The sequence below is a fragment of the Roseibium sp. genome, from assembly GCF_048261595.1.
In the GTDB taxonomy this organism is placed as follows: domain Bacteria; phylum Pseudomonadota; class Alphaproteobacteria; order Rhizobiales; family Stappiaceae; genus Roseibium.
Map to the genome: position 1 here is coordinate 656,210 of NZ_JBLXFW010000001.1, position 25,562 is coordinate 681,771.

Here is a 25,562-nt window from a genome sequence, read left to right on the forward strand (position 1 = left end):
CGGGCCCATGTCCTCCCATGGGCGATTGGCTCCTGGGGAAATCGTTACGCCGTTTTGACGTAAACGTCAAACAAGGCCAAAGGAAACTTGTTTTAGAGCACCTTGAGTGCGGAGCCAGACCGCTGCACCGCGACAAACGTCACGCATGCGTCAAAAAATGCAAAGCATCGCGATTCACCCTTCAAAAAAATCGCATGCATAGAAAAATACATCGCTTCGAGTTCAACCGCTTTATCTTATTGTTTACCTTTCGAAAGCACAGAATGCAGATCTCAAAAGGTTGTAACTACTGACAATAAGACCTTTCCCTTTTTGTCGCGGACCAAAAAACAAAGAACATGCGCACGGGTTCCGGGTCTTCCGGCTTCCAGAACAAAATCTACGACGCAGCTGAAAGGCTCGGGCAAAATCACGGCCTGATCGCCCTGCAACGCGGGCTGGCCATAACCTTGCCCTTGATTTCTGTTGGAGCCTTCGCGCTGCTTCTGCGCTATCCGCCCTTCGGGACGTTCGGGATCGAGCTTTCAGAGGCATACTACGAAGCTTGTGAGAGCTTTATCAGTGCGACCTTCGGCATTGCCGCCCTTGTCGCCCTGATCGGGTTTTCCATCACCTTCTCCCTGCTCCACAATCAAAAATACAGTCCCAACTTCGTCAGCCCGGGCGTTACGGCCACCGTCGTTCTATCCTGCTTTTTCATCGCCTTTTCAGACGGCAACGTCCTGCCAGACCCCGAAATGTTTTCCTTGAGCCAGGGATTTATGGGCGCGCTTCTGGTCTCCATGGTCAGCGGGGCAATGTTTCTGCGTCTATCGCGTATCGACCGCCTGAAACTGCCCCTGGGTGCGCTTGGAACCGACCCCCTGATCGGCGATGTGTTCCAGCTTCTTCCTGCGGCTGCCCTCACAATCGGCATTTTCGGCGGCGCCAAACTCGCCTTCGCTGATGCGGTCATTCCTTCCTTATCCGCTCATCTTGACGCCCTGCTGACCTGGGTCCTGGCGTTCGGAACCGATTGCCCGATCTTCTCGGTTGCCTATGAAGTCCTTTCGCAGCTGCTATGGTTCTTCGGCCTTCATGGGCCAAACGCACTCCACGAGGTTCACGATCAGATCCTTCGCCCCGCGTCGGCTGCGAATCTTGCCGCACATGCCAGCGGTCAGGAGCTACCCTATGTCTTCACGGCCCAGTTCTTTGACTTCTTCGTCCGCATGGGAGGGTCCGGCAGCACGCTTTCGCTGATAGTTGCCCTGCTGATCGCCGGACGGTCGCAAACCATGCGCAGGCTGGCACTCCTCGCCCTGGTCCCCGGCCTGTTCAACATCAACGAGCCCTTGCTGTTCGGTATCCCGCTTGTCCTCAACCCTCTCTATTTCATCCCTTGGCTGTTCGCACCGCTGTGCCAGGCGCTGATGACATACGGCGCCATCATCTTTGAGGTGATGCCGAAGACGAACGGGATGGTGACATGGACGACACCTGTGCTGATCAGCGGATACCTCGCGACAGATTCGATCATGGGTTCCGTCGTCCAGCTGGCGGGACTGGCGACGGGTGTCCTTATCTATCTGCCGTTTGTGCGGCTATCGGAGCGGATTGCCGAGGAACGCAGCCAAAAACTGATTGATCGCCTTTCCTCATCAGATCGCGGCGTGCGAACCTCGCAGCACGACCGATTGCTTCACCTCCATGGGTCGACCGGGCGCATGGCCATCTCGCTGGCCCATGACCTGCAGCAGGCCCTGCGCAAGCGCTCGGACGAACTGTTCCTGGAGTACCAGCCACAAATCGACATCTGGGACCAGACCATCGCCGGAGCCGAAGCTCTTCTTCGCTGGGAGCATCCTCTTTACGGCCGCATTCCGCCGCCATTGATCATCGACCTGGCGGAAGAGATCGGTCAGCTCGACACGCTTGGTCTCCTCGTGCTTCAGGAAGCCTGCCGGCAGTATCGGGAATGGCAGGTGCGACTGCCCTACAACTTCACCATTTCCGTGAACGTTTCACCGGCACAGCTTCGCCATCCCGAGTTCGTCTCCCGTACGCTCAAGATCATCAAGGATGCAACGCTGCATCCAAAGATGATCGAGCTTGAAGTCACCGAGACGGCTGCGCTCCTTCCCGAACAGGATTCGGTCCTGGCACTTCACGCATTGCGCAAAGCCGGCGTGCGGATCGCTCTTGACGACTTCGGCATGGGTCACACCTCGATCCATTACCTGCGCGAACTGCCAGTAGACACACTCAAGGTCGATCGCTCGCTGACGACCGCAAGCGGCAACAACGCCAATGAGCTGATCGTCCAGAGCCTTGTCGACATCGGCAGGTCACTCGACGTTCAGATCCTGATCGAAGGCATTGAGGACGAAGACCAGCTTGAACGGTTCACCGCTCTTGGCTGCAAGGTTTTCCAGGGCTATCTCTTCAGCAAGCCGCTCAGCGCCAAGGCATTCCCTGCCTATGCCCGCGCCCTGATGGAACAGCGTCATCGTCAGCAAACGGCACACGGTCCCGGTTCAAACAGCGCAGTTTCCTGACCGCAGATTTGCGGGCATCATGCCTTGACGAACACCCGTCAGACGCGCCATTGAGGACGGGATTTGCCTGATTGCGCAGCGTGGTCGGGCCCCAATGCCACACAGGATCCCACCCTATGTCAGCCGACCACCGTTCCCCGTCGATCCAGCAGAGCCAGATAGATGAAATTCTCGGCGGCAGACGGATGCGCCGGAACCGCCGGGCAGACTGGTCGCGGAGATTGGTCCGTGAAACCGTTCTGAGCGTCGATGACCTGATCTGGCCAATCTTCCTGATTGAGGGAAGCGGCATACGGCAGCCGGTCCCCTCGATGCCCGGTGTTGAAAGGCTGTCGGTTGACGAGGCTGTCCGCGACGCGGTCAAGGCAGAAGCGCTCGGGATCCCCGTCCTGGCCCTGTTTCCGTACACTGACGACGCATTGCGTGACGCAACGGGCAGCGAAGCGCTCAACTCCGACAATCTGGTTTGCCGCGCCTGCCGTGAAATCAAGAAGCTCGGCCTCAACATCGGCCTCATGACCGACGTTGCGCTGGACCCATATACCAGCCATGGCCATGACGGACTGCTATCCGGCGACAAAATCCTGAATGATGAAACCGTTGCCCAGCTGTGCCGTCAGGCGTTGACCCAGGTCGACGCTGGTGCCGACATCATCGGTCCATCCGACATGATGGATGGCCGTGTGGGGGCAATCCGCATGGCTTTGGACGACGCGGGCATGCGCGACGCACAGATCATGTCCTACTCCGCCAAGTACGCCTCAGCCTTCTACGGCCCCTTCCGCGACGCCATCGGCACAAACGCGACGCTCATCGGCGACAAGCGCACTTACCAGATGGACAGCGCCAACACCGACGAAGCCCTGCGCGAGGCAGAGCTCGACATCGCCGAGGGTGCCGACATGATCATGGTGAAGCCCGGCCTGCCCTATCTCGATATCGTCTGGCGCCTGAAGGACACCTTCCGCATGCCGACCTACGCCTATCAGGTGTCGGGCGAATTCGCGATGATCGAAGCGGCCAGTGCAAACGGCTGGATCGATGGAGAACGGGCCATGCTTGAAAGCCTGATGGCCTTCAAGCGCGCGGGTGCCGACGGCATCCTGACCTATTTCGCTCCGCGGATCGCAGACCTCCTGGCTCGCGCGAAATGAACGCCGCCTTCGAGCACTCCGACCCGGCGCAAATCACCATAGAGGGCGTGCGTGCAGCCGCGGCGCTGATCAAGGGATCGATCCTCGCCACGCCATGCCTGCCTGCCCCCAGGTTTTCGAAGCTTACGGGTGCGGACGTTTTCGTGAAATTCGAGAACATGCAAGTGACGGGCGCGTTCAAGGAACGCGGGGCGATCGTCAAGCTTTCGAGCCTGTCTGAAGAAGAACGCAAACGTGGGGTGATCGCGGTTTCAGCGGGCAACCATGCCCAGGGCGTTGCCTATCACGCAGGCCGGCTTGGCATTCCCGCTACGATCGTCATGCCAGCACTAACGCCCTTCGTGAAGATCGCGGCGACCCGGGAGTACGGCGCCGAGGTGGTTCTTGTCGGCGATACGCTGGCGGAAGCCAAGGCCGAAGCCGACCGGCTCGCCGAAGAACGCAATCTCGTCTGGGTTCACCCATACGACGACCCGCATGTCATCCATGGACAGGGCACGATTGCGCTGGAAATGCTGGAAGCGGTTCCCGATCTCGACACGCTCGTCATTCCGGTCGGAGGTGGCGGCTTGATCTCGGGCATGGCAGTCGCCGCCAAGGCGATCAAGCCGGACATCGAGATCATTGGCGTCGAGACGGTCCTCTACCCGGGCATGTGGGGGGCACTTCACGGACGCGAGGTCCGCTGCGAAGGAGCGACGATTGCCGAGGGCATTGCGGTCCGGGATATCGGCCTTCTGACCCAGGAAGTCGTCAAAAACACCGTCGACGAGATCGTGCTGGCCAAGGAAAGCACGATCGAGCGCGCGATCAACGCCTACCTGACGCTCCTGCGCACCATTGCCGAGGGTGCAGGCGCTGCCGGGCTTGCCGGCATGCTGACCGATCCGGAACGGTTCCGGGGCAAGCGAGTCGGCCTCGTCCTGTGCGGCGGCAATATCGACCCGCGCCTTCTGTCCAAGATCGTGGTGCGCGAGCTTGCGCGCGACGGGCGAATGGTCTCCATCAGGATCGATACACCAGACCGCCCAGGCGTCCTGGGCGAAATCGCAACGCTCATCGGTGAGATGCAGGGCAATGTGGTCGATGTCGCACACCACCGCCTGTTCCTGAACGTCCCCGCCAAGGGCGCCACCCTGGACATCACCTTCGAGGCCTTCGACCGGCCGCACGGAGAAGAGGTGGTCAACGCCCTGCGAGAGCGCGGATTTACGGTCCGGCACCTGGAAATCGGCGAAAGAATGGAATGAGCGCGCGCGGATTTGCGTTTCGCGCGTTCCTCACCACATAGATTGCATGCTCGGCATCGTTTGCACGTAACGCCGGCAGGAAGCCGAAGGAGACCGACCGATGTCTGCAGACCTCGCAACACCACACGCCGACCGTCGCGACATGTTCGATCCGCTTGCGCGGCCGGAGTTGTTCGAGGGCGTGCGGACCCGCCGCATGTTTGCCTTCTGCATCGACGTCATTGCCGTGGCCATCCTCACTCTCATGGCGGGCATCCTCATTTTCTTTCTCGGCATATTCACCCTGGGTCTTGCCTGGTTCTTCTACGCGTTTCTCGGACAGGCCGTCGCGCTGATCTACACTGCCTTCACCCTCGGCGGCCCAAATGCAGCGACACCCGGCATGCGGGCGATGGGACTGGAAATGCGCCTTTGGTACGGCGCAAAGCCTTATCCGCTGCTTGCCGCGATGCACGTTCTCCTGTTCTGGTTCTCCTTTGCGCTTTTGACACCGCTGGTGCTGGCCGTGTCATTGTTTTCAGACCGCAAACGCCTCCTGCACGACATCGTTCTGGGCACCCTGGTGATGAACGCAGAAGGCTTGCGCGCCTGAGGTATCAGCGCGCAAAACCATTTCATTATCCCCGGTGAAGACCAGAGATCGTTCTTTCCCTTCAACGATCCGATGCTCTAAAGTGCCATTTGATCGATTTCGATCAGGTGGCAACGGGCAGGTGAATGCTGGCAATCGACTTTCCAATGGCGCTGACCTTTCTGGTTCTCGCCGCAACGGTGGTGCTTTACGCAACCGAGCGCTATTCGATTGAAATCATTGCCTTAGGGTCTGTGGCCGCCTTCCTGGCGCTGTTCATGGTCTTCCCGTCTGAAAGCGGCGGGCGCGCCATCTTGCCGGCCGACCTGCTGGCCGGATTTGCAAACCCGGCGCTGATCACCGTCATCTGCCTGCTCATCATCGGCCAGGGACTGTTCCAGACCGACGCCCTGGAAAAACCGGCACAGATAATCGTGCGCTGGAGCCGCGGAAGATCGCATCTGGCAACGGTTCCGGTGCTGATCGCTGTCGCGATCCTTAGCGCCTTTTTGAACAACACGCCGGTCGTGGTCATGTTTCTGCCGATCCTCTCCGCTGTGGCCGCGACGATGGGGCAGTCTTCGTCACGTGTTCTGATGCCGCTATCGTTCATCGCGATCCTTGGCGGCATGACAACTTTGATCGGGTCCTCGACCAACCTCCTGGTGGCGAACTTCGCCGCGCAGACCTCCGGCATCGTCCTGAGTTTCTTCAGCTTTACCCCGATCGGCCTGCTCATGGCGGCCGCCGGTGCGGTGTACGTTCTCTTCATCATGCCGCGGCTTCTGAAACCGCGGAAGACGATGGCCGAAGAGCTCCAAAGCTCGTCAGGGAAGCAGTTCATCGCGCAGATCAACATCACCTACGGCCACCCGCTCGTGGGCGTCGAATCCGTTTCCGGGATGTTCCCGGCCCTGAAGGACATGACGGTCCGTCTTGTCCAGCGAGGAGAAAAGCCGATCCTTCCTCCGTTCGAAAATGTTGTCCTGTCGCCCGGCGATACGGTGATCGTGGCTGCCACCAGAGCCGCTCTCGCCAATGCGCTGGCACGTCGCCAGCCCCTCCTGGACACGGATGCGACGGGTCAGATCGAGAACGGCGAGGCGCTTGCCGCCGCCCCGGGGACGATGACACTGGCCGAAGTGGTGGTGGCACCCGCCTCGCGCCTCATGGGAAGGACATTGCTCCAGTCCGGCTTCCACGCGGAAACCGGCTGCGTGGTCATGGGAATCCAACGGCGCAGCCGCATGCCCCGCATGGCGATGAACGACATGCGTCTTGAAGCCGGCGACGTTTTGCTCGTGGCTGGCAGCGACGACCAGATTTCAGGCCTGCGCGGCAATCGTGACGTCCTGCTTCTGGATTGGTCGACGGCCGAAGTGCCCCGCCGCCGGTTTGCTCCCCGCGCCCTCGCAATCTTCTGCGCTGTTGTCGGCCTCTCCGCATTCGGGGTCGTTCCGATCGTCGTCGCCGCGGTTGCCGGCACATTTGCCATGGTGGCATCGGGCTGCCTGAACATCCGACAAGCCATGCGCGCGATCGACAGCCGGATCTTCATGCTGGTAGGAGCCTCTCTCGCCGGCGGCCTGGCTCTGGAGGCGACTGGCGGAGCGGCCTTCATTGCCGAGGGACTGGTCACTGTCCTTGATGGCAGTTCGCCCGCCGTCATGCTCTCGGCCTTGTTCCTGATCGTGATGATCCTGACGAACTTTCTCTCAAACAACGCTGCGGCCGTTCTCTTCACACCGATTGCCGTGGATATCGCCCGGCAAATCGGCCAGTCGCCCGAAGCGTTTATCGTCTGCCTGATCTTTGCCGCCAACAGTTCGTTCGCGACTCCCATCGGCTACCAGACCAACCTGATTGTGATGGGTCCCGGGCACTACCGCTTCTCGGACTTTTTAAGGGCTGGGACACCTTTGGCGATTATTCTCTGGTTGACGTTCTCCATAGTAGCACCATGGTATTATGGGCTCTGATACGCTTTGGGGAGGCTGATTTAGGCAAGTGACACGGCATCCGACTGATCATCCGCAGTTCTATCTGACGGCTCCGGCACCCTGTCCCTATCTGGAGGGGCGCCAGGAGAGGAAGGTGTTCACGCATTTGATCGGCCAGCATGCTCCGGCACTGAACGATGTTCTGACCCATGGCGGGTTTCGCCGCAGTCAGAATATTGCCTACCGGCCTGCCTGCGAGGAATGCAGGGCCTGCGTTTCAGTCCGTGTCTGTGTCGGCGATTTCCGCTGGAGTTCTTCGTTGAAACGCCAGTGGAAGCTTGGTCAGGAGATTATCGGCGCACGATTGCCGGCAGCCCCGTCCGCAGAACAGTACGATCTTTTCCGCACCTATCTGGAAACCCGCCACGAAGATGGCGGCATGACCGAGATGAGCGTCCTCGACTACGCCATGATGATCGAGGACACACATGTGGAGACGATGGTGATCGAGTATCGCCGGCGCGGTCCCGACAGCTTCATCACCGGCATGGGGGAAGGCCCGCTGCTGGGAGTGGCCTTGACCGACCAGCTCGCCGACGGCCTGTCCATGGTCTATTCCTTCTACGACCCTGCTTTCTCAGGTTTCAGCCTGGGCACCTACATGATCCTTGACCATATAATGCGGGCCCGGCAGATGGGCCTGCCTTACGTCTACCTCGGGTATTGGGTCGATGGCTCGCCGAAGATGGCCTACAAGTCGAGGTTCAAGCCCCAGGAACATCTGGGCCCGAATGGCTGGTCACAGGTCGGCTAGGCGCTAAAGCCTATCATGCATCCGGGATGAAGCGCCGGATATCCTCAAATACGGAGCGGAACATCTCCGTCGTCAGACGGCCTGTGTTCGTGTTGTATCTGGAGCAGTGGTAGCTGTCGAAAAGTCTCAGGTTCCGCACGCCGAGTTCATGACCCGCGCCATGGGCAAAGGTGAAACTGGATCTGCGCAAGTCGAGCGCGGAAAGGAACGTTTCATGCGCGATCCGTCCGAGGGCAAGCACCGCCCTGACCGACGGGTTTGCATCCAGCGTGGAAAGCAGGAACGGGCGACATGCCTTGATTTCCCCCCCTGTCGGCTTGTTCTGTGGCGGCAGACAGCGCACCGCATTCGTTATCATCGCATCGCGCAGACGCAAGCCGTCGTCCGGCCGCGCTTCGTATGATCCGGTCGCGAAGCCGAAATCCAGCATGGTCTCGTAGAGAAGGTCGCCGGCATAGTCGCCGGTGAACGGCCGTCCGGTGCGGTTAGCACCTTTCATGCCGGGCGCGAGCCCGACGACGAGCAGTCGCGGGCTCGGAGATGTAAAGGAAGGAACCGGCGCGTTGAACCAGTCCGGATGCTGATCGTTCACTTCATCGCGAAAAGCGACCAGCCGCGGACAGATCATGCAGTCCAGCGGCGGATCAACCAGTACTCGTGCCGTCATTCCGATCTCAGTAGTCGTCGTCTTCGTCGTCCAGATCGTCCTGTGCCGGAGCCGGACGTGCCGGCCGCTCGGACGGATCACGTCCGATCTTGTTGGCGAGGCTGGCCAGATCGATGAAATGGTCCGCCTGGCGACGCAGGTCGTCCGCGATCATCGGCGGCTGGGTCTTCAGCGTGGAAACGACGCTCACCTTGCGGCCCTTGCGCTGCAGCGCCTCGACCAGGGAGCGGAAATCGCCATCGCCCGAGAAGAGTACGATGTGATCGACAGTATCGACGATCTGCATGGCATCGACGGCAAGTTCGATATCCATATTGCCCTTCACCTTGCGCCGACCGGAGGAATCCACGAACTCCTTCACCGGCTTGGTGATAACCTTGTATCCGTTGTAGTCGAGCCAGTCGATCAGGGGGCGGATCGAGGAATATTCCTGATCTTCGATCAACGCCGTGTAGTAGTAGGCTCGCAGCAGGTAGGCCTGCCCCTGAAATTCCTTGAGCAGACGCTTGTAGTCAATATCGAAGCCGATGGCCTTCGCCGTCGAGTACAAATTCGCGCCATCAATGAATAAAGCAACTTTTTCGCGTGCATCAAACATTCGCTAGGGAACCTTTCTTATTGTTGTACAGCCTCCCGGAGCAACGATTATGCGACATAGGACTTCAGTCCCGTGACCCTAATCACGCTGGATGTAGCCATTAACCCGGGTCGTTTTCGACCCTTAGTCTTGCCCTTATTATTTACCCGCACGGTCAAAATTTTTCGTTATTTCAATGACCGACACATTCGCCCTACACCATATTTGCACGAGCAAGCAACGCCAAACGCACGAGGTACGAACCTTATTATAAGGTTTTTGCCCCAAACTTGACATGATCAACCACGAACCGGTGGGTGGCTGCGGCCAGCAAGGGGTTGCTTTCGGTCGGCACGATCAGTATACGCTGATCAACTGGTTCCCTAACTTATGGAGACGTCGTATGGCGCGCGTGACCGTCGAGGATTGTATCGACAAGGTCGAGAATCGTTTTGAGCTTGTGCTTCTGGCAGCTCATCGCGCTCGCATGATCTCAAGCGGCTCCCCGCTGACCCTGGACCGCGACAACGACAAAAACCCGGTCGTGGCCCTGCGTGAGATCGCCGAGCAGACCGTCAGCCCGGAAGACATGAAGGAAGACCTGATTCACTCCCTTCAGAAGTATGTCGAGGTCGACGAGCCTGAGGCAGAAGCTGTGCCGCTGGTTCCCTCGAATGCATCTCAGCAGGCGACCCAGGTCAATCAGGTCGACGACAGTGCAGTCGAATTCGACCGCATCTCGGAAGAGGACCTTCTGCGCGGCCTGGAAGGCCTTGTCCCGCCGGAGCGTTCGGACGACATCTGATTTGCAATCGAATGAGATTTCCCAGGCGGCCCATGCGGCCGCCTGTTTTCACGGAGCGGACGGCTCCATTCATGTTCCCGGCTATCATGCGAGTCGGTTCCGGCCATGATGCGCCAATACGAACTCGTTGAACGAGTTACACGCTACAATCCTGACGCTGACGAAGGTCTTCTGAACAAAGCCTACGTCTATGCCATGCAAAAGCATGGACCCCAGACTCGTGCCTCAGGCGATCCTTACTTCTCCCATCCGCTCGAAGTTGCCGCGATCCTCACCGATCTGCATCTGGATGACGCAACCATCGCCGTTGCGCTGCTGCATGACACCATCGAGGACACCGACGCAACCCGCGCCGAGATCGATTCCCTCTTCGGTGAAGAGATCGGCAAGCTTGTCGACGGGCTGACCAAGATCAAACGCCTGGACCTTGTTTCCCGCAAGGCCAAACAGGCCGAGAACTTCCGCAAGCTTCTTCTTGCCATTGCAGACGATGTCCGCGTCCTGCTCGTCAAGCTCGCGGACCGGCTCCACAACATGCGCACGCTCGACCATATGCCCGAGCACAAGCGCGGGCGGATCGCCGAAGAGACGATGGAAATCTATGCGCCGCTGGCCGGCCGCATGGGCATGCAGGACATGCGTGAAGAGCTGGAGGACATTTCCTTCCGCACGCTTAACCCGGATGCCTACGAGACCATCACCGAGCGCCTTGCAGAGCTGCGGAAGAACAACGCCGGACAGATCGTCGAGATCGAGAAAGTCCTGACCGAGCGCCTAGCAGAGCGTGGCATGGCGGCGCTCGTGAAGGGCCGCGAGAAACGCCCCTACTCCATTTTCCGCAAGATGCAGCAGAAGTCGCTTGGCTTCGAGCAACTCTCCGACATTTACGGCTTCCGCGTCACCGTCGGCACCGTCGAGGCGTGTTACCGGGTTCTTGGCGTGATCCACACAACCTGGCCGACCGTTCCGGGCCGGTTCAAGGATTACATCTCCACGCCGAAGCAGAACGACTATCGCTCGATCCACACGACCATCGTCGGCCCATCCCGCCAACGCGTCGAGTTGCAAATCCGCACCGCATCCATGGACCGTGTCGCAGAACTCGGCATTGCCGCCCATGCGCTCTACAAGGATGGAGAGACGGGCGGACGCAACATCGCCCAGTTGACCGAAGAGAGCAAAGCCTACGAATGGCTGCGCCGGACCATCGATCTGCTGTCGGAAGGTGATACTCCGGAAGAGTTCCTTGAGAACACCAAGCTGGAGCTGTTCCACGACCAGGTCTTCTGCTTCACGCCGAAAGGACGGCTTATCGCCCTGCCGCGAGGAGCCACGCCTATCGACTTCGCCTATGCTGTCCATACGGGCATCGGCAACACATGCGTCGGCTGCAAGATCAACGGCAAGATCATGCCGCTGGTCACAGAACTGAGGAACGGCGACGAGGTGGAGATCATCCGCTCGCAGGCGCAGACCCCTCCCCCTGCCTGGGAGGCAATCGCTGTAACCGGCAAGGCCCGCGCCGCGATCCGGCGCGCGACACGAGAATCCGTTCGCAAACAGTATGGTGCGCTCGGCGAGCACATCCTCAAACGCGCCTTCGCACGCGCGGACAAGACATACACGGAGACCCTTCTTGAGACCGTCCTCGCCGATATCGGATTTCCGAGCGTCGGGGAGCTCCTTGCCGCTGTCGGCCGCGGCGATGTCAGCGCTCAGGATGTTCTGAAGTCGGCTCATCCCGAATATCAGGACGATCGCTCGTTCCACGCGGTCACCAAGCCGGGCGATGGCTGGTTTGACCTCGAGAAGGGCGCCGGTCTCAAGTTCCGCATCCCGGTCGGAGAACTCGATGGTGACGCCGACGCAGACGGCGCGGACCCGCATGGCCCTGCCCTGCCGATCCGCGGTCTATCGGGCGACATTCCGGTCAGCTTCGCCCCGGATGGCGGCGCCGTGCCCGGCGACCGCATTGTCGGCATCCTGACGCCTTCAGAAGGTCTGACGATCTATCCGATCCAGTCGCCTGCACTGAAAGAGTTCGATGACCAGAGCGAGCGGTGGGTCGATGTCCGCTGGGACATCGATATCGACAAGCCGGAACGGTTCCCGGCGCGCCTTTCGATCGCTGCCGTCAACGAACCCGGCTCCCTCGCCTCCATCGCCCAGACGATCAGTGACAACAGCGGCAATATCGATAATGTGAAAATGATGCGGAAAGCACCAGATTTTCACGAGATGATCATTGATCTTGAGGTATGGGATCTGAAACACCTGACCCGGATCATCAACCAGCTTCGGTCGAAGCCAAATGTTTCCAGCGTCTCCCGCGTAAACGGATGATCTGGAAGGTCGAAAAGGATACATTGGGACAATGACACGCGACGAGGTGCTGCAGGAATTTCGGGAATCCGGTGCCATACTGGAAGGACACTTCATCCTCTCATCCGGACTGCGCAGCTCGATCTTCCTGCAGAAGGCGCGTGTCTTCATGTATCCCGATCGGACCGAAAAGCTCTGCAAGGCACTGGCCGAAAAGGTCCGCGATGCCAATCTCGGTCAGATCGACTATATCGTCTCGCCTGCCCTTGGCGGCCTGATCCCCGGCTACGAGACTGCGCGTCATCTGAAAGTGCCGGCGATGTGGGTCGAGCGCGAGGGTGGCGAATTCCGCCTGCGCCGCTTCGAGCTGCCAAAGGGTTCCCGCGTAATCGTCGTGGAGGACATCATCTCCACCGGGCTTTCGAGCCGTGAAACGGTCGAGGCGCTCAAGGGTATGGGCGCCGAAGTTCTCGCAGTTGCCTGCCTGATCGACCGCTCGGCGGGCGAGGCAGATGCGTCTGTGCCTATTGTTGCCCTTGCCGAATACAAGGTACCGGCCTATCAGCCGGATAACCTGCCGCCTGAGCTGGAAGCCATCCCGGCGGTCAAGCCTGGCAGCCGCGGACTGTCGTGATGGGCCTGAAACCCGCCCAGTGAGTTGAGAGAGTAGCCGTCGCCACATGCTATTTCGCCGCAGACATAGTCCTACAAGGATCGAGCGACTGCGTGTCGCGGTCTGGCCGCGGCACAGCTGGGTTCGCTCAACCCGCTACTATGGCAAGCGGGTTCTGCGGCTGACGGCAACGCCACACGCCATCGCCATCGGCTTCGCGGCAGGTGCGTTTGCCTCTTTCACGCCTCTCATCGGCTTTCATTTCCTGATTTCATTTGCCCTGGCTTACGTGATCGGAGGCAACCTGATCGCGGCGGCCCTCGGCACGTCTGTTGGCAACCCGCTGACATTCCCATTCATCTGGGCCTCGACGTTCAAGATCGGCAGCTGGATCCTTTACGAAAGGCCGGCGGTTCCACACCACGATCTGCACGAACAGTTCCAGGAACGGCTTTTGACCAAGTCGCTCGACGTGCTCCTGCCGATGCTCAAGCCGATGCTGGTGGGAGCGTTGCCCCTCGGCCTCATCGTCGGCACCATCAGCTATTTCATTGTCCTGAAGAGCGTTGAAGTCTATCAGCGCAGACGCCGCAAGACACTTGCGCGCAAGCGCGGCCTTCCCGATGCTGTCCTTCAGGACATGGACGATCCGGACGCTGCGGCCTGAACCCGGCGACAAGGGGCCAGCAATTGGCAATGAGCTTCGAAGGAACGGCGCGATGATCCTCGGAATCGGCAGCGATCTGATCGACATCAGACGCATTGAAAAGACACTGGAGCGTTTCGGCGACCGGTTCACCAACCGTGTCTTCACCGAAATCGAGCGGAACAAGTCCGACCGGCGCGCTGAGCGATCTGCCTCCTATGCCAAACGGTTCGCTGCGAAGGAAGCCTGTTGCAAGGCGCTTGGCACCGGCATTCGCATGGGTGTGGCATGGCGGGAAATGGGCGTCGTCAACCTGCCATCCGGCAAGCCGACCGTCGCACTTGCCGGCGGTGCAGCACAACGGCTTGAAGCGATGACCCCGAAGGGGTTCAAGGCGAGAATCGACCTGACGATCACAGACGACTACCCCCTGGCGCAGGCTTTTGTCGTGATCACCGCATGGCCGGAAGACTGGCCAATTGCCCCCAATCCCGACTGAAGCCTTCAGACAGCGGATTGCCACAGGCAAACCAAGCGGATAAGAGTTTCGCGGGGCTATCTGATGAATTCCACGTTGCCGCACGTCTGCGGCGCATCAAGCCAAAGGACGACATGAGCGTGAGCGACAGCAAGACGGAAAAGGACGGCGGCCTCTACGAAACCGTCAAGATCATTGTGCAGGCACTGCTGCTTGCCTTGATCGTGCGGACCTTTCTGTTCCAGCCGTTCAACATCCCCTCCGGCTCGATGAAGGACACCCTGCTGATCGGGGACTATCTCTTCGTCTCCAAATACAGCTACGGCTATTCGCGCTACTCCTTCCCCTTCGGACTCGCTCCGATTTCCGGCCGGATCCTGGGATCCGAGCCCGAGCGCGGCGATGTGGTCGTGTTCAAGCTGCCGAAGGACAACTCGACCGACTACATCAAGCGCGTGATCGGGCTTCCGGGTGACCGCGTCCAGGTCAAGGACGGCGTGGTCTACATCAACGACGTTGCGGTCCCCCGCGAGCGGATCGACGATTACATCGAAGACACCGGGTTCGGCATCCAGCGCGTGGCGCGCTACCGCGAAACCCTGCCCAACGGCGTCACCTACGACACGCTGGACCTGACAGCACGCGGCACCCTCGACAACACGCGTGTTTACGAAGTGCCCGAGGGCCACTACTTCATGATGGGCGACAACCGGGACAATTCGACGGACAGCCGTGTATTGTCTGCTGTCGGTTACGTGCCTTACGAAAACCTGGTCGGAAGAGCCGAGGTCCTGTTCTTCTCGGTTGCCGATGGTGAACCGGCCTGGATGGTCTGGAAATGGCCTTGGACCGTTCGCTGGGACCGTTTGTTCCGCGGTCTTTGACAACCGACTAAACCTGAGGAAACCCCATGCCGCGCGATGATTCCGGCAAGGCAGTGTCCGAGCTTGAAAGACGGCTCGGGCATTCGTTTGCCGATCGCTCACTGCTTACCGTAGCGCTTACGCACGCAAGTGCCCTCGACCCGTCGGACAGCGTTGCCGGGAGCTACCAGCGTCTGGAGTTTCTTGGCGACCGCGTCCTTGGACTTGCAGTTGCGACCATGATGCACCGGCATTTTCCCAAGGCGGACGAAGGCGAGCTCGCCAGACGCTTCAACCACATGGTCAAGCGGGAAACCTGTGCAGAGATCGCCGTCGAGCTGAAGCTGGGCGATGCCATGCGGATTGGCCAGAGCGAAGCCCAGACGGGCGGCCGCAAGAAAGTCGCCCTCCTTGCCGATATCTGCGAGGCGGTGATTGCTGCAATTTATCTCGACGCCGGGTTCGATGCGGCAGAGGCATTCGTCAAGCGCCTTTGGGAGCCGCGTATGCTATCCTGGAGCGGTCCCTTGCGGGATGCCAAGACAACCTTGCAGGAGTGGGCCCAGTCCAAGGGTCTGCCGACGCCTCGATATGACGTCGTCAAACGGGAGGGGCCGGACCATGCGCCGAGCTTCGTCGTTGGCGTGACGGTTCAGGGCCTTGCCCAGGGCCAGGGCAAGGGCGGGTCTAAACGCACGGCCGAACAGAGCGCCGCGGAGACCGTGTTGCGCCGTGAAGGCGTCTGGAACGAATAGGAAGCGACTTGAACCAGAACAACGACAACAACGACGGCGACTTTGACGACGACCTGCCGCAAAAGGCGCCGCGGTTCGACATGCCCCTGCCGGATCCCGATGTCGCTCCCATGCCCAGCGATACCCGTGCCGGTTTCATTGCCCTGATCGGCGCACCCAATGCCGGCAAGTCGACGCTTGTCAATCAGCTCGTCGGCACCAAGGTCTCCATCGTCACCCACAAGGTGCAAACGACACGCGCGATTGTTCGCGGCGTTGCCATGCATGGCAAGGCACAGCTCGTGTTTGTCGACACGCCCGGCATCTTCCCGCCGAAGCGGCGTCTGGACCGGGCCATGGTCGATACGGCCTGGGGCGGTGCGCGCGACGCAGACGTGATCGCTCTCCTCATCGACGCTCGCAAGGGTATCGACGAAGAAGCCGAGAAGATCATGGAGCGTCTCAAGGACATCAAGACGCCGAAAGTCCTGATCCTGAACAAGATCGACGTTGCCAAGCGCGAGAAGCTGCTCGACCTCGCGCAAAAGGCCAACGAGATCATGACCTTCGATGAAACCTTCATGATCTCCGCCCTGACCGGAAGCGGAACGAATACGATCCTGGACTATTTCGCCTCGAAAGTGCCGGAGGGGCCGTGGCTCTACCCGGAAGACCAGCCCTCGGACCTGCCGCTGCGCATCCTGGCCGCCGAGATTACCCGCGAAAAGCTGTTCGAGCGACTGCACCAGGAACTGCCTTACATCTCCACGGTTGAGACGGAACAATGGCAGACCCGCAAGGACGGATCCGCCCGAATCGAACAGACGATCTATGTCGAGCGCGACAGCCAGAAGAGCATTGTCCTCGGCAAGCGCGGACAGACGATCAAGGCCATTTCGCAGGCAGCACGAGAAGAGCTTTCCGAAATCATCGAGGCGCCGGTGCACCTGTTCCTGTTCGTCAAGGTTCGCGAGAACTGGGCCGACGACCCGGAGCGATACCGGGAAATGGGGCTGGAGTTTCCGAAGTAGGATTGCCGTTTGAGGGCAATTCAAATCTGTCCTGAATCGGCTAGAGTCCCGCAATGGAATGGAGCGCCCCCGGCATCGTGCTCGGCACACGCCGCCACAGCGAAGCAGACGTCATCCTTGAAGTCATGACGGCCGAACACGGCCGTCATCTTGGCTTGGTGCGCGGCGGCCGCTCCCGGCGGCAGCAACCGGTGCTGCAGCCCGGGAACGAAGTCCAGCTGACGTGGCGGGCACGGCTTCAGGATCATCTGGGCATGTTCACGGTCGAGCTTGTGAAACCGCGCGCGGCCGAAATGATGGCGTCAGCCGTTGCGCTGAATGGCGTCCAGCATCTTGCATTCCTTTTGCGCCTCGTTCCGGAGAGGCACGCAAACAGCAGGCTTTTCAATGCTCTGGAGCTTGTCCTTGAACATCTGAATCAGGCCGACATTGCCGCCCCCCTGATGGTCCGCTTTGAACTGGAGCTTCTGCAGGAACTGGGCTTCGGACTGGATCTCACATCTTGTGCGGCGACAGGCCGGACCGACGATCTTGCCTATGTGTCTCCGAAATCTAGCCGCGCGGTCAGCCGCGACGCGGGCCGCCCCTATCACGACAAGCTCCTGCCCCTTCCCTCGTTCCTTGTGGAAGGGCAGCGTCAGAGCGGTAGTGAAATCAGCTTCACCGATATCGCCGAGGGATTCAGGCTGACGTCCTACTTCCTAGAGCGCCACGTGCTGGCGCCAAGAGCGATTGCGGCGAAGGACAACCGATCCGCCCTGGTCGGGGCGCTGGAGAAGCACTATCGGCTCGAACAGCCCTGGAATTTCATCGACAGTCCCTGATCAGGACGCCATTGCCGCCGGTTCATCGCGATGCTGCAGGAAGGCTGCTACCTCATCGTCGGGCAAGGGCCGGGAATAGTAGTAGCCCTGCACGTGAAGCCCACCGAGGCTCTTGACCACTTCCAGTTCTTCGGCGGTTTCCACCCCCTCGACGATACAGCCGATGCCCATCTCCTGGCTCAGGTTCAGCAACGACTTGACGATGCCATAGCCTGGGGAGCCTGCATGAATATTCGTCACGAAGGATCTGTCGATCTTGATCTTGTCGAGCGGAAAACTGTGAAGATGCTTGAGGCTCGAGAAACCGGTCCCAAAGTCGTCCAGGGAAATTCGCACGCCGATCTCCTTCAACGTGGAAAGCACCGCATGAACCTGGGCGAAGTCGTATATCATCGCGGTCTCGGTGATCTCGAAATCGATGCGGTGCGGATCGAAGCCGCTTTTCCGGATCTGGCTTGCCAGCCGACCTGCATATTGCAGGGATGCGATGTTCTTGGCCGACAGATTGAAGGACAGACGTATCTGCTCCGGCCACTGAACCGCCTGCTTGAGTGCCTTGTCGAACAGTATTTCCGTCAGGGTGTCGATAAAGCCGCAACGCTCGGCAATGCCGATGAACTGGTCCGGTGCGACCCGACCGAGCAACGGATGATCCCACCGGGCAAGGGCTTCGAACGCTATGCAACGGTTGGTGTTCACATCCACGACCGGCTGAAAGACAACCGAAACCTGATCGATGAAGGCCGGTTCGTCGAACCCGCGTTCGATGAGCCGTTGACGACTGATCTCGGCCTGATGCTCGGCACTGAAGACGAGAGCGTGGCCACGATCTGTTTTCTTCGCCTGGAAAAGCGCATAGTCCGCCAGTTCGTAAAGCTGGCTCGAGCTCGCACCGGTTGGCGGACATCGGGATAGTCCGAGAGAACCGCCAATGTTGAGATCTGCGTCCTGATGCTTGAACGGCTCCTGCAGGACGTGGCAGATCTTGTCGCCCAAGGCCTGCAGAGCGCTGTCGCAAGACTCGTTTGTGATCAGGATACCGAACTCGTCTCCTCCCAGGCGGGACAGGAAAACATTGTCGTTCACGACCGAACGCAGCCGCGCGGCAACATCTACGAGCAGACGGTCGCCGACAGCATGGCCGTAATAGTCGTTCACCGCCTTGAAGCCATCCAGGTCCAGAATGCCGATGGCCAGCGCTTCGTCCTTCCCGGCGATATGTTCAAGGCATTTTTCCAGCCGGGCGAAGAAACTGCGCCGGTTGGGCAGATCGGTGAGGCTGTCCAGATTGGCCAGACGGAAGTTCTCATCGCTGAGCTTCTGTGTTTCCTTCTGCCGCTGTTCAAGGGCCTGCTGCTGAATGGTCAGAACTTTCTTGGACACGATCAGCGATTCAAAATCTGCAAAATTCGCCCAGATGATCGCCAGCATCGCGCATGAAACCAGGAGCACATTCAGACCCTTGAATGCAAAAACCGGATTTCCCGACAAAACGATCAGAACCAGGAATGACAGGTTCGCGATGATGGTGACCGACAGCGCGGCGGAGCGTACGTGGGAAAGGCAGAAGATACAGCCGACCACTGTTACGCCAATGAAGAACGCTGCATGCCCCTGTCCGTAGGCATCGCCGTAGCTGAAGAGCGAGATCCCCCAGATGCTGAAGCAGACCCCCAATACGGCCGCAACGCGATTGGTACGTTGAAGACGCTTCAGTGCCAGTTTCCCGTCCGGCTCGTCCTTGCGGGACCGCCACCATGTCACCATGCGCAGCAAGGCAATGGCACTGAGCAACGCGGGAACATGAAAGGTCAGGTAGGCAGGCGCGGCGTCAAAACTTGTTGCGACCAAGGACCAGGCATTGACCACGATCAGAAAATAGAGCAGCGGAATCTGTCGCGTATTGGCCTTGTGCTGGGCAAGGATCAAGTCGCGGTTGCTGCTTGGAATTTTGAATAAGTCAACAATCCTGGAAATAATCAAGAAAACCATCCACCCGGTACTTTCGTCACCGGTTTTTTCCCGCGCCCAGAGGTCCGGGACACTAGCTGCTCCGCCTCTTTCCTTAACGGCAGCACATTTAAAGCTGATTAATCGAAAGCGTTAATCGCACGCATTTCGCGAATAAAATTAGTGAGAATTGCCAATATCCAGGCGTCTGCCGTCTGGAACTGCAGAAGTATTCTCGCGTTTTGCGGGAATCCATCGCGAAATTGGGCAGGGGCGGACACTTACAAACCCGTTGAGGGCCGGTGCGCCGGGATTGGGAAAACCGTTGGATTTCCGCCGTTTTGGCACCCACCATCATTGTGCGAACGCAACAGACGCGGTACCTGATACCTCATGGGAAATGAGTTGATTCCGCCAGGTGGCGTCGATGGCATCGATCTTAGGGAAGCGCTGGAAGAGCGCTATCTCGCCTATGCCCTGTCCACCATCATGCACCGTGCGTTGCCGGACGTCCGTGATGGTCTGAAGCCAGTCCACCGGCGCCTTCTCTACGCGATGCGCCTGTTGAAGCTTGATCCGGGTGCGGGCTTCAAGAAATGCGCCCGCGTTGTCGGTGACGTGATCGGTAAGTATCACCCCCATGGTGACCAGGCGGTCTATGACGCGCTTGTGCGCCTTGCACAGGACTTCGCGCAGCGCTACCCGCTGATCGAGGGTCAGGGCAACTTCGGCAACGTCGACGGCGATGGCGCGGCTGCCATGCGTTACACCGAAGCACGCATGACCGACACGGCCAAGCGTCTGCTGGACGGTCTCGACGAGAACGCCGTCGACTTCCGCGAAACCTATGACGGTGAGGACAAGGAACCAATCGTCCTTCCGGCCGGTTTCCCGAATCTTCTCGCAAATGGCTCCTCCGGCATTGCCGTGGGCATGGCGACGTCTATCCCGCCCCATAATGCCTATGAGCTCTGCGAGGCCGCACAGTACCTGATCAAGAACCCGAGCTGCGAGAGCGAGGATCTTCTCCAGTTCATCAAGGGTCCGGACTTCCCGACCGGCGGCCTCTTGATTTCCGATCCGGCCGCAACGCGTGAGGCCTATGTCACGGGCCGTGGTACCTTCCGCGTTCGCGCCCGCTGGGAAAAGGAAGAGCTGGAGCGCGGCCAGTGGCAGATCGTCGTTACCGAGATCCCCTATCAGGTGCAGAAATCGCGCCTGATCGAGAAGATCGCGGAGCTTTTGATCGCCAAGAAACTGCCGCTTCTCGATGACGTTCGCGACGAGAGTACGGAAGACGTTCGTGTCGTTCTGGTGCCGCGTTCGCGCAATGTCGACCCGGCGATCCTGATGGAAAGCCTGTTCAAGCTGACAGATCTGGAAAACCGCTTCAGCCTGAACATGAACGTTCTGTCCAAGGGCAAGGTGCCCATGGTGATGGGCCTGAAGCAGGTTCTGCGAGAATGGCTCGACCACCGGCAGGAAGTCCTCGTCCGCCGGTCCGAGCATCGCCTCGCGCAGATCAACCATCGTCTTGAGGTTCTGGAAGGCTACGTGATTGCCTATCTGAACCTAGATGAGGTGATCCGCATCATCCGCGAGGAGGATGACGCCAAGGCGGAGCTCATTCGCACCTTCAAGCTGACGGACGTTCAGGCCGAAGCCATCCTCAACATGCGCCTGCGGTCCTTGCGCAAGCTCGAAGAGCTGGAAATCCGCAAGGAGCACGACAAGCTGTCGGAGGAAAAGGACAGCCTGACCGAGCTGCTCGGTTCGGACGCCCGCCAATGGACTCGTATCGGCAAGGAAATCGGCGAGATCGCTGTTGCCTACGGTCCGGACACCGAAATCGGCAAGCGCCGCACCCACGAGACCGACGCCCCCTCACAGGATCTGGCCGACATCCAGCAGGCGATGATCGAGAAGGAACCGATCACCGTCATCGTCTCGGAAAAGGGCTGGATCCGCGCGCTGAAGGGCCATCAGGCTGACCTCAGCAGCCTGTCGTTCAAGCAGGGGGACAAGCTGAAGCTGTCCTTCCATGCGGAGACGACTGACAAAATCCTACTGTTCTCCAGCGGCGGAAAGTTCTTCACGCTTGGCGCCGACCGGCTGCCCGGCGGGCGCGGGCATGGCGAGCCGATCCGGCTCATGGTCGAGATGGACGAGGCGCAGGACATCATCAGCGCTTTCGTGCACAAGCCGGGACGCATGCTGCTCCTGTCCAGCAACGAGGCACGCGGGTTTGTCGTGGCTGAAAACGACGTCATCGCCAATACCCGGAAGGGCAAGCAGGTCCTGAACCTGACCGCACCGGCCGAGGCAACGCTTTGCGTAGAGGCCAATGGCGATCAGGTCGCGATTATCGGCCAGAACCGCAAGCTGCTCGTCTTCCCGCTGGCCCAGGTCACGCAGATGTCGCGCGGCCGCGGTGTCCGGCTGCAGCGTTACCGCGACGGAGACGTTGCCGACATCCGTGTATTCAAGGGCGAGGAAGGCCTTAACTGGACCGACAGCTCCGGCCGCAGCTTTACCCGGTCGATGGAAGAGCTCGCGGAATGGCGCGGCGAACGCGGTCAGGCAGGCCGATTGCCGCCGACAGGGTTCCCCAGAAGCAACAAGTTCGGAACACGCGAACTTTGATCGAACCGAACAAGGGCCGGATAAAAAATCCGGCCCTTTTCCTTGCCTGAAGCACCGGGATCAGCCCACTGAACACAGGGCGCGCCAGTGTCCAGGAGCCATGCCATAGGCCTGCTTGAAATGACGGCTCATATGGCTTTGATCCGCGAAGCCCGCGTCAGCAGCGGCGTCAGCGAGCCCCTGCCCCTTCCGGATGGAGTCCTTTACCGCTTCCAGCCTGCGCAAGACCTGGTAGCGGTGCGGTGACGTTCCGAATGCCTTGCGGAACTGGCGAGCGAGCTGGAAGCGGTCCAGATCGGTGACCGCTTCCAGATCGGCCGAGAGGACATCCTGCGAAAAATTGTCCCGCAGATAGTCGCGGCAGGCCTTCATGCTTTTCCAGTCGAGCGCTTTACGGGTGGTGTGACGATCATCAGCATGACGCTGCAAGCCTGCAGCAAGAGCCGCGACGCAGCTGTCGAGCTTCAAGGATCCCATCTCCAGATCTAGATCCTGGACCGCTTCCACGAGGGCCTGCCTTAGCTCCGGGTCGTCGACAACAGGTTCTGGAAGGAAGGGCAATCCGCCGCCGGGCCATCCCGTCGCCTCCGCGATCAATTCGGGAGGAACATAGATCATCCGGTAGAACAGGCCTGCGTCACTCCCCGCTGCGCCGTCATGCACCTCGTCCGGGTGAAGGACGATGACCTGACCAGGCATGGAGAAGCGTTCTGCACCTCGATAACGGAAAGTCTGCACGCCGCTAACGGTCAATCCGATCGCATAGGTATCGTGGCGATGGGGCTCAAAGCCAGACCGCTGAAACCGCGCAAGGATCCGTTCCACCCCTTCCTCGATCGAAGCTGAGTGAATTGCGTCGGTGCCGATCTCGCACAAACGTTCAAGACGGTCCGTTTCCTGCCCGGCTACGGTCCGGGCATCGAATTCATCTCTTAAACCACGCGAGGAATTGCTCGACATGTTCGACACCAAGTTCGTGATCATCGTCCGCGAAGACCTGGCAGTCTGGCAGAAGCTGAATGTGACTGCGTTTCTTTCATCGGGCGTTACCGCGGGCATGCCGCAGATTATCGGTGAGACATATCGCGATGCCGCCGGTCACGTCTACAACGCGCTGTGTGCCCAGCCGATCATCATCCTTTCTGCAGACAGCAACACGCTGTCAAAGATCCACGACCGGGCAATCGGTCGGGGCGTCTCCACGTCGCTCTATATCGAGGAGATGTTTGCAACAGGCCACGATGCGGCCAACCGGGAAGTCTTTGCCAAGTATGACCCGGCAACTGCCAACGTTGTCGGCATCGCGTATCATTGCGAGCGAAAGGCCGCCGACAAGATTTCGAAGGGCGCACGGAGGCACGGCTGATCCGAACAGGTCGCTCAATTCCCCGGACAGCCTCTTTTCGCTCGACGCAAGCCATTGAAAACGTCATGTTATTTCGAGGTATGATCGATGGCTGGGGGAGACAGATGATCGGTGGCTTCGCATTCAATACCAGTGCGCGAATCCTCTTTGAGAACGGTGCATCGGCCAGGATCAGCCGGAGCGCTTCGCACCTGCTTGGTCCACGCCCCTTCGTCATCACCGACCGCGGCATCATTGCCGCAGGGCTTCTTGAAAAGACGCTGCAAGACCTAGCAGACAGTGGGTCGACGCCAGGTTTATACCAGGATGTCCAGGCGGACCCTGCACGCGCCCTGGTAAACGCCGCCGTCGATGCGGCTAGAGCACACGAGACGACCTCCGTCATCGGCTTTGGCGGAGGATCATCCCTGGACATTGCAAAGCTCGTCGCGCTGCTTCTCGGCAGCGGCGAGGATCTTGACGAGGCCTGGGGAGTGGGAAATGCAAAAGGACCCCGCCTGCCGCTCGTCCTCGTTCCGACAACCTCCGGGACAGGCTCCGAAGTTACGCCAATTTCCATCATCACCGTGGAGGATGACGAAAAACGCGGTGTGGTCTCTCCGGTCCTCCTGCCCGATCTGGCAGTACTCGACCCGCTGCTGACCCTAGGCCTGCCCGCGCATGTCACCGCGGCGACCGGGATCGATGCCATGGTGCATGCCATCGAGGCCTATGCCTCGCGCAGTGCCAACAACAACCCGGTTTCGAAGGCGCTCGCAGTCGAAGCCCTCAAGCTCCTCGGCGCCAACATCGAGACGGCCGTCTTCGACCCGGCAAACGAATCCGCTCGAGGTGCCATGCTGCTGGGCTCGATGCTGGCAGGCATGGCTTTTGCGAACGCACCGGTTGCCGCCGTTCACGCCCTCGCCTACCCGATCGGCGGTCGGTTCCATGTTCCTCATGGTCTTTCGAACGCCCTCGTTCTGCCGCATGTTCTGCGCTTCAATGCGCCGGAGGCCGCAGACGCATATGCGGAACTGGCGCCGACAATCTTCCCAGAACTTGCAATGGTGCCGGACAAGATGGAACGCGCCGAAACTCTTGCTGACGAGCTAGGACGACTGACCGAGCGGCTCGGCCTGCAAACGACCTTGCGCGAAGTTGGCATCACAAGCGGGCATCTTCCGGGTATGGCGCGCGACGCCATGAAACAGACGAGGCTTCTGGTGAACAATCCGCGCAACGTCACGGAAGATGATGCCCTTGCGATCTACGAGGCAGCGCTGTGACCGCCGCTCGCCCGACGCCGATGCCCCGGGACCGCTTTCCACTGTTCCGCCAGATCCCGACCCGCTGGCAGGATGTGGATATCTATGGCCACGTCAACAATGTGCAGTACCTGAGTTTCTTCGACACCGCAGTGAACAGCTGGTACATCGAAGAGGGGCTGCTTTCGCCCGCAAACTCCCAGAACATTTTTCTCGTCGTCGAGACAGGTTGCCACTATTTCTCCGAGCTCGTGTTTCCGGAAGTCGTGGAGGCAGGCCTGTCTATCGATAAAATCGGTTCTTCTTCAGTGATTTACCAGATCGGTCTATTTCGCGAAGAAAGCGCGGAAACGGCGGCCATCGGCCGTTTCGTGCATGTCCTTGTGGATCGCGATACAAGACGCCCGGTTCCGATCGACGGGCATTTGCGTGAAAAACTGCAGACGCTGATTTCCGACTGAGACCCTGGATTTTCAATCCTGTGGCACCGATGATCAGATGTCACTTTTCCACAGGTTGAGAACAGGTTC

The 25,562-nt window shown here is 59.6% G+C and carries 23 protein-coding genes; 19 read left to right on the forward strand and 4 right to left on the reverse strand.

All coding sequences use genetic code 11. The features are described 5' to 3' along the window. Window positions 1–338 precede the first annotated feature (338 nt). The 6 genes from ACN0SY_RS02880 to ACN0SY_RS02905 all read left to right on the forward strand — a co-directional run bounded on the left by ACN0SY_RS02880 (window position 339) and on the right by ACN0SY_RS02905 (window position 8,266). On the forward strand, window positions 339–2,537 hold the full coding sequence (locus ACN0SY_RS02880) for an EAL domain-containing protein (RefSeq protein ID WP_417684275.1): 2,199 nt from the start codon (window positions 339–341) through the stop codon (window positions 2,535–2,537). A gap of 116 nt (window positions 2,538–2,653) precedes the next feature. Beyond that, on the forward strand, window positions 2,654–3,691 hold the full coding sequence (hemB, locus tag ACN0SY_RS02885; RefSeq protein ID WP_417684277.1) for a porphobilinogen synthase: 1,038 nt from the start codon (window positions 2,654–2,656) through the stop codon (window positions 3,689–3,691). Continuing rightward, window positions 3,688–4,941 carry a threonine ammonia-lyase gene (locus ACN0SY_RS02890; RefSeq protein ID WP_417684278.1) on the forward strand — a complete coding sequence of 418 codons (1,254 nt, stop codon included), beginning with the start codon at window positions 3,688–3,690 and terminating at the stop codon, window positions 4,939–4,941. Before hemB ends, ACN0SY_RS02890 begins: the two co-directional genes overlap by 4 nt. A gap of 100 nt (window positions 4,942–5,041) precedes the next feature. Continuing rightward, window positions 5,042–5,533, forward strand: a complete 492-nt coding sequence (locus tag ACN0SY_RS02895; RefSeq protein ID WP_417684279.1) for an RDD family protein — start codon at window positions 5,042–5,044, stop codon at window positions 5,531–5,533. A 125-nt stretch (window positions 5,534–5,658) separates the two neighbouring features. After that, complete coding sequence (locus ACN0SY_RS02900; RefSeq protein ID WP_417684281.1) at window positions 5,659–7,491, forward strand: SLC13 family permease; 1,833 nt, start codon at window positions 5,659–5,661, stop codon at window positions 7,489–7,491. A 28-nt stretch (window positions 7,492–7,519) separates the two neighbouring features. Next, window positions 7,520–8,266 (forward strand): arginyltransferase, encoded by a 747-nt coding sequence (locus tag ACN0SY_RS02905; protein ID WP_417684283.1) that lies wholly within the window; start codon window positions 7,520–7,522, stop codon window positions 8,264–8,266. A 13-nt stretch (window positions 8,267–8,279) separates the two neighbouring features. On the opposite strand, the gene ACN0SY_RS02910 is transcribed toward ACN0SY_RS02905, so the two are convergent. Together ACN0SY_RS02910 and ACN0SY_RS02915 are read right to left on the reverse strand one after the other, a co-directional pair. After that, window positions 8,280–8,933: a uracil-DNA glycosylase gene (locus ACN0SY_RS02910; protein ID WP_417684285.1), complete on the reverse strand. Its 654-nt coding sequence runs from the start codon at window positions 8,931–8,933 to the stop codon at window positions 8,280–8,282. A 7-nt stretch (window positions 8,934–8,940) separates the two neighbouring features. Beyond that, a complete protein-coding gene (locus ACN0SY_RS02915) occupies window positions 8,941–9,531 on the reverse strand; it encodes an NYN domain-containing protein (RefSeq protein WP_417684286.1) in 591 nt (196 codons plus the stop codon). 382 nt (window positions 9,532–9,913) lie between these two features. Here ACN0SY_RS02915 and rpoZ point away from each other — a divergent pair, with 382 nt between their 5' ends. The 9 genes from rpoZ (at window position 9,914) to recO (ending at window position 17,826) form a co-directional block, all read left to right on the forward strand. Then, window positions 9,914–10,315 carry a DNA-directed RNA polymerase subunit omega gene (rpoZ, locus tag ACN0SY_RS02920; protein WP_417684287.1) on the forward strand — a complete coding sequence of 134 codons (402 nt, stop codon included), beginning with the start codon at window positions 9,914–9,916 and terminating at the stop codon, window positions 10,313–10,315. Window positions 10,316–10,420: 105 nt separating this feature from the next. Continuing rightward, a complete protein-coding gene (locus ACN0SY_RS02925; RefSeq protein WP_417684289.1) occupies window positions 10,421–12,658 on the forward strand; it encodes a RelA/SpoT family protein in 2,238 nt (745 codons plus the stop codon). Window positions 12,659–12,689: 31 nt separating this feature from the next. Then, window positions 12,690–13,271, forward strand: coding sequence for an orotate phosphoribosyltransferase (pyrE, locus tag ACN0SY_RS02930; protein WP_417684291.1), 582 nt, complete (start codon window positions 12,690–12,692; stop codon window positions 13,269–13,271). Between the two features lie 46 nt (window positions 13,272–13,317). Further along, entirely contained in the window at window positions 13,318–13,917 is a 600-nt protein-coding gene (locus ACN0SY_RS02935; RefSeq protein WP_417684293.1) for a DUF2062 domain-containing protein, read from the forward strand. A 52-nt stretch (window positions 13,918–13,969) separates the two neighbouring features. Beyond that, window positions 13,970–14,395 carry a holo-ACP synthase gene (gene acpS / locus ACN0SY_RS02940; protein WP_417684295.1) on the forward strand — a complete coding sequence of 142 codons (426 nt, stop codon included), beginning with the start codon at window positions 13,970–13,972 and terminating at the stop codon, window positions 14,393–14,395. Between the two features lie 113 nt (window positions 14,396–14,508). Further along, window positions 14,509–15,258, forward strand: a complete 750-nt coding sequence (gene lepB, locus ACN0SY_RS02945) for a signal peptidase I (RefSeq protein ID WP_417684296.1) — start codon at window positions 14,509–14,511, stop codon at window positions 15,256–15,258. 26 nt (window positions 15,259–15,284) lie between these two features. Continuing rightward, entirely contained in the window at window positions 15,285–15,992 is a 708-nt protein-coding gene (rnc, locus tag ACN0SY_RS02950) for a ribonuclease III (RefSeq protein WP_417684298.1), read from the forward strand. Between the two features lie 80 nt (window positions 15,993–16,072). Next, window positions 16,073–17,002, forward strand: coding sequence for a GTPase Era (gene era / locus ACN0SY_RS02955; RefSeq protein WP_417685855.1), 930 nt, complete (start codon window positions 16,073–16,075; stop codon window positions 17,000–17,002). Window positions 17,003–17,055: 53 nt separating this feature from the next. Continuing rightward, the gene (gene recO, locus ACN0SY_RS02960; protein WP_417684299.1) at window positions 17,056–17,826 is read left to right on the forward strand and encodes a DNA repair protein RecO; all 771 of its coding nucleotides are present in this window, start codon (window positions 17,056–17,058) and stop codon (window positions 17,824–17,826) included. Here recO and ACN0SY_RS02965 read toward each other — a convergent pair whose 3' ends face one another. Further along, window positions 17,827–19,755, reverse strand: coding sequence for a putative bifunctional diguanylate cyclase/phosphodiesterase (locus ACN0SY_RS02965; RefSeq protein WP_417684301.1), 1,929 nt, complete (start codon window positions 19,753–19,755; stop codon window positions 17,827–17,829). 414 nt (window positions 19,756–20,169) lie between these two features. Here ACN0SY_RS02965 and parC point away from each other — a divergent pair, with 414 nt between their 5' ends. Continuing rightward, window positions 20,170–22,419 (forward strand): DNA topoisomerase IV subunit A, encoded by a 2,250-nt coding sequence (gene parC, locus ACN0SY_RS02970; protein WP_417684303.1) that lies wholly within the window; start codon window positions 20,170–20,172, stop codon window positions 22,417–22,419. Between the two features lie 60 nt (window positions 22,420–22,479). Here the strand turns inward: parC and ACN0SY_RS02975 are convergent, their stop codons facing one another. Further along, window positions 22,480–23,379 (reverse strand): AraC family transcriptional regulator, encoded by a 900-nt coding sequence (locus tag ACN0SY_RS02975; RefSeq protein WP_417684305.1) that lies wholly within the window; start codon window positions 23,377–23,379, stop codon window positions 22,480–22,482. Between ACN0SY_RS02975 and ACN0SY_RS02980 the strand changes: the two genes are divergently transcribed. The 3 genes from ACN0SY_RS02980 (at window position 23,378) to ACN0SY_RS02990 (ending at window position 25,493) form a co-directional block, all read left to right on the forward strand. After that, window positions 23,378–23,785: a DUF2000 family protein gene (locus ACN0SY_RS02980; protein WP_417684307.1), complete on the forward strand. Its 408-nt coding sequence runs from the start codon at window positions 23,378–23,380 to the stop codon at window positions 23,783–23,785. The two genes, ACN0SY_RS02975 and ACN0SY_RS02980, sit on opposite strands and share 2 nt — an antisense overlap. Window positions 23,786–23,889: 104 nt before the next feature. Beyond that, window positions 23,890–25,053, forward strand: a complete 1,164-nt coding sequence (locus ACN0SY_RS02985) for an iron-containing alcohol dehydrogenase (protein WP_417685857.1) — start codon at window positions 23,890–23,892, stop codon at window positions 25,051–25,053. Continuing rightward, a complete protein-coding gene (locus tag ACN0SY_RS02990; protein ID WP_417684308.1) occupies window positions 25,050–25,493 on the forward strand; it encodes an acyl-CoA thioesterase in 444 nt (147 codons plus the stop codon). Before ACN0SY_RS02985 ends, ACN0SY_RS02990 begins: the two co-directional genes overlap by 4 nt. Window positions 25,494–25,562 lie beyond the last annotated feature (69 nt).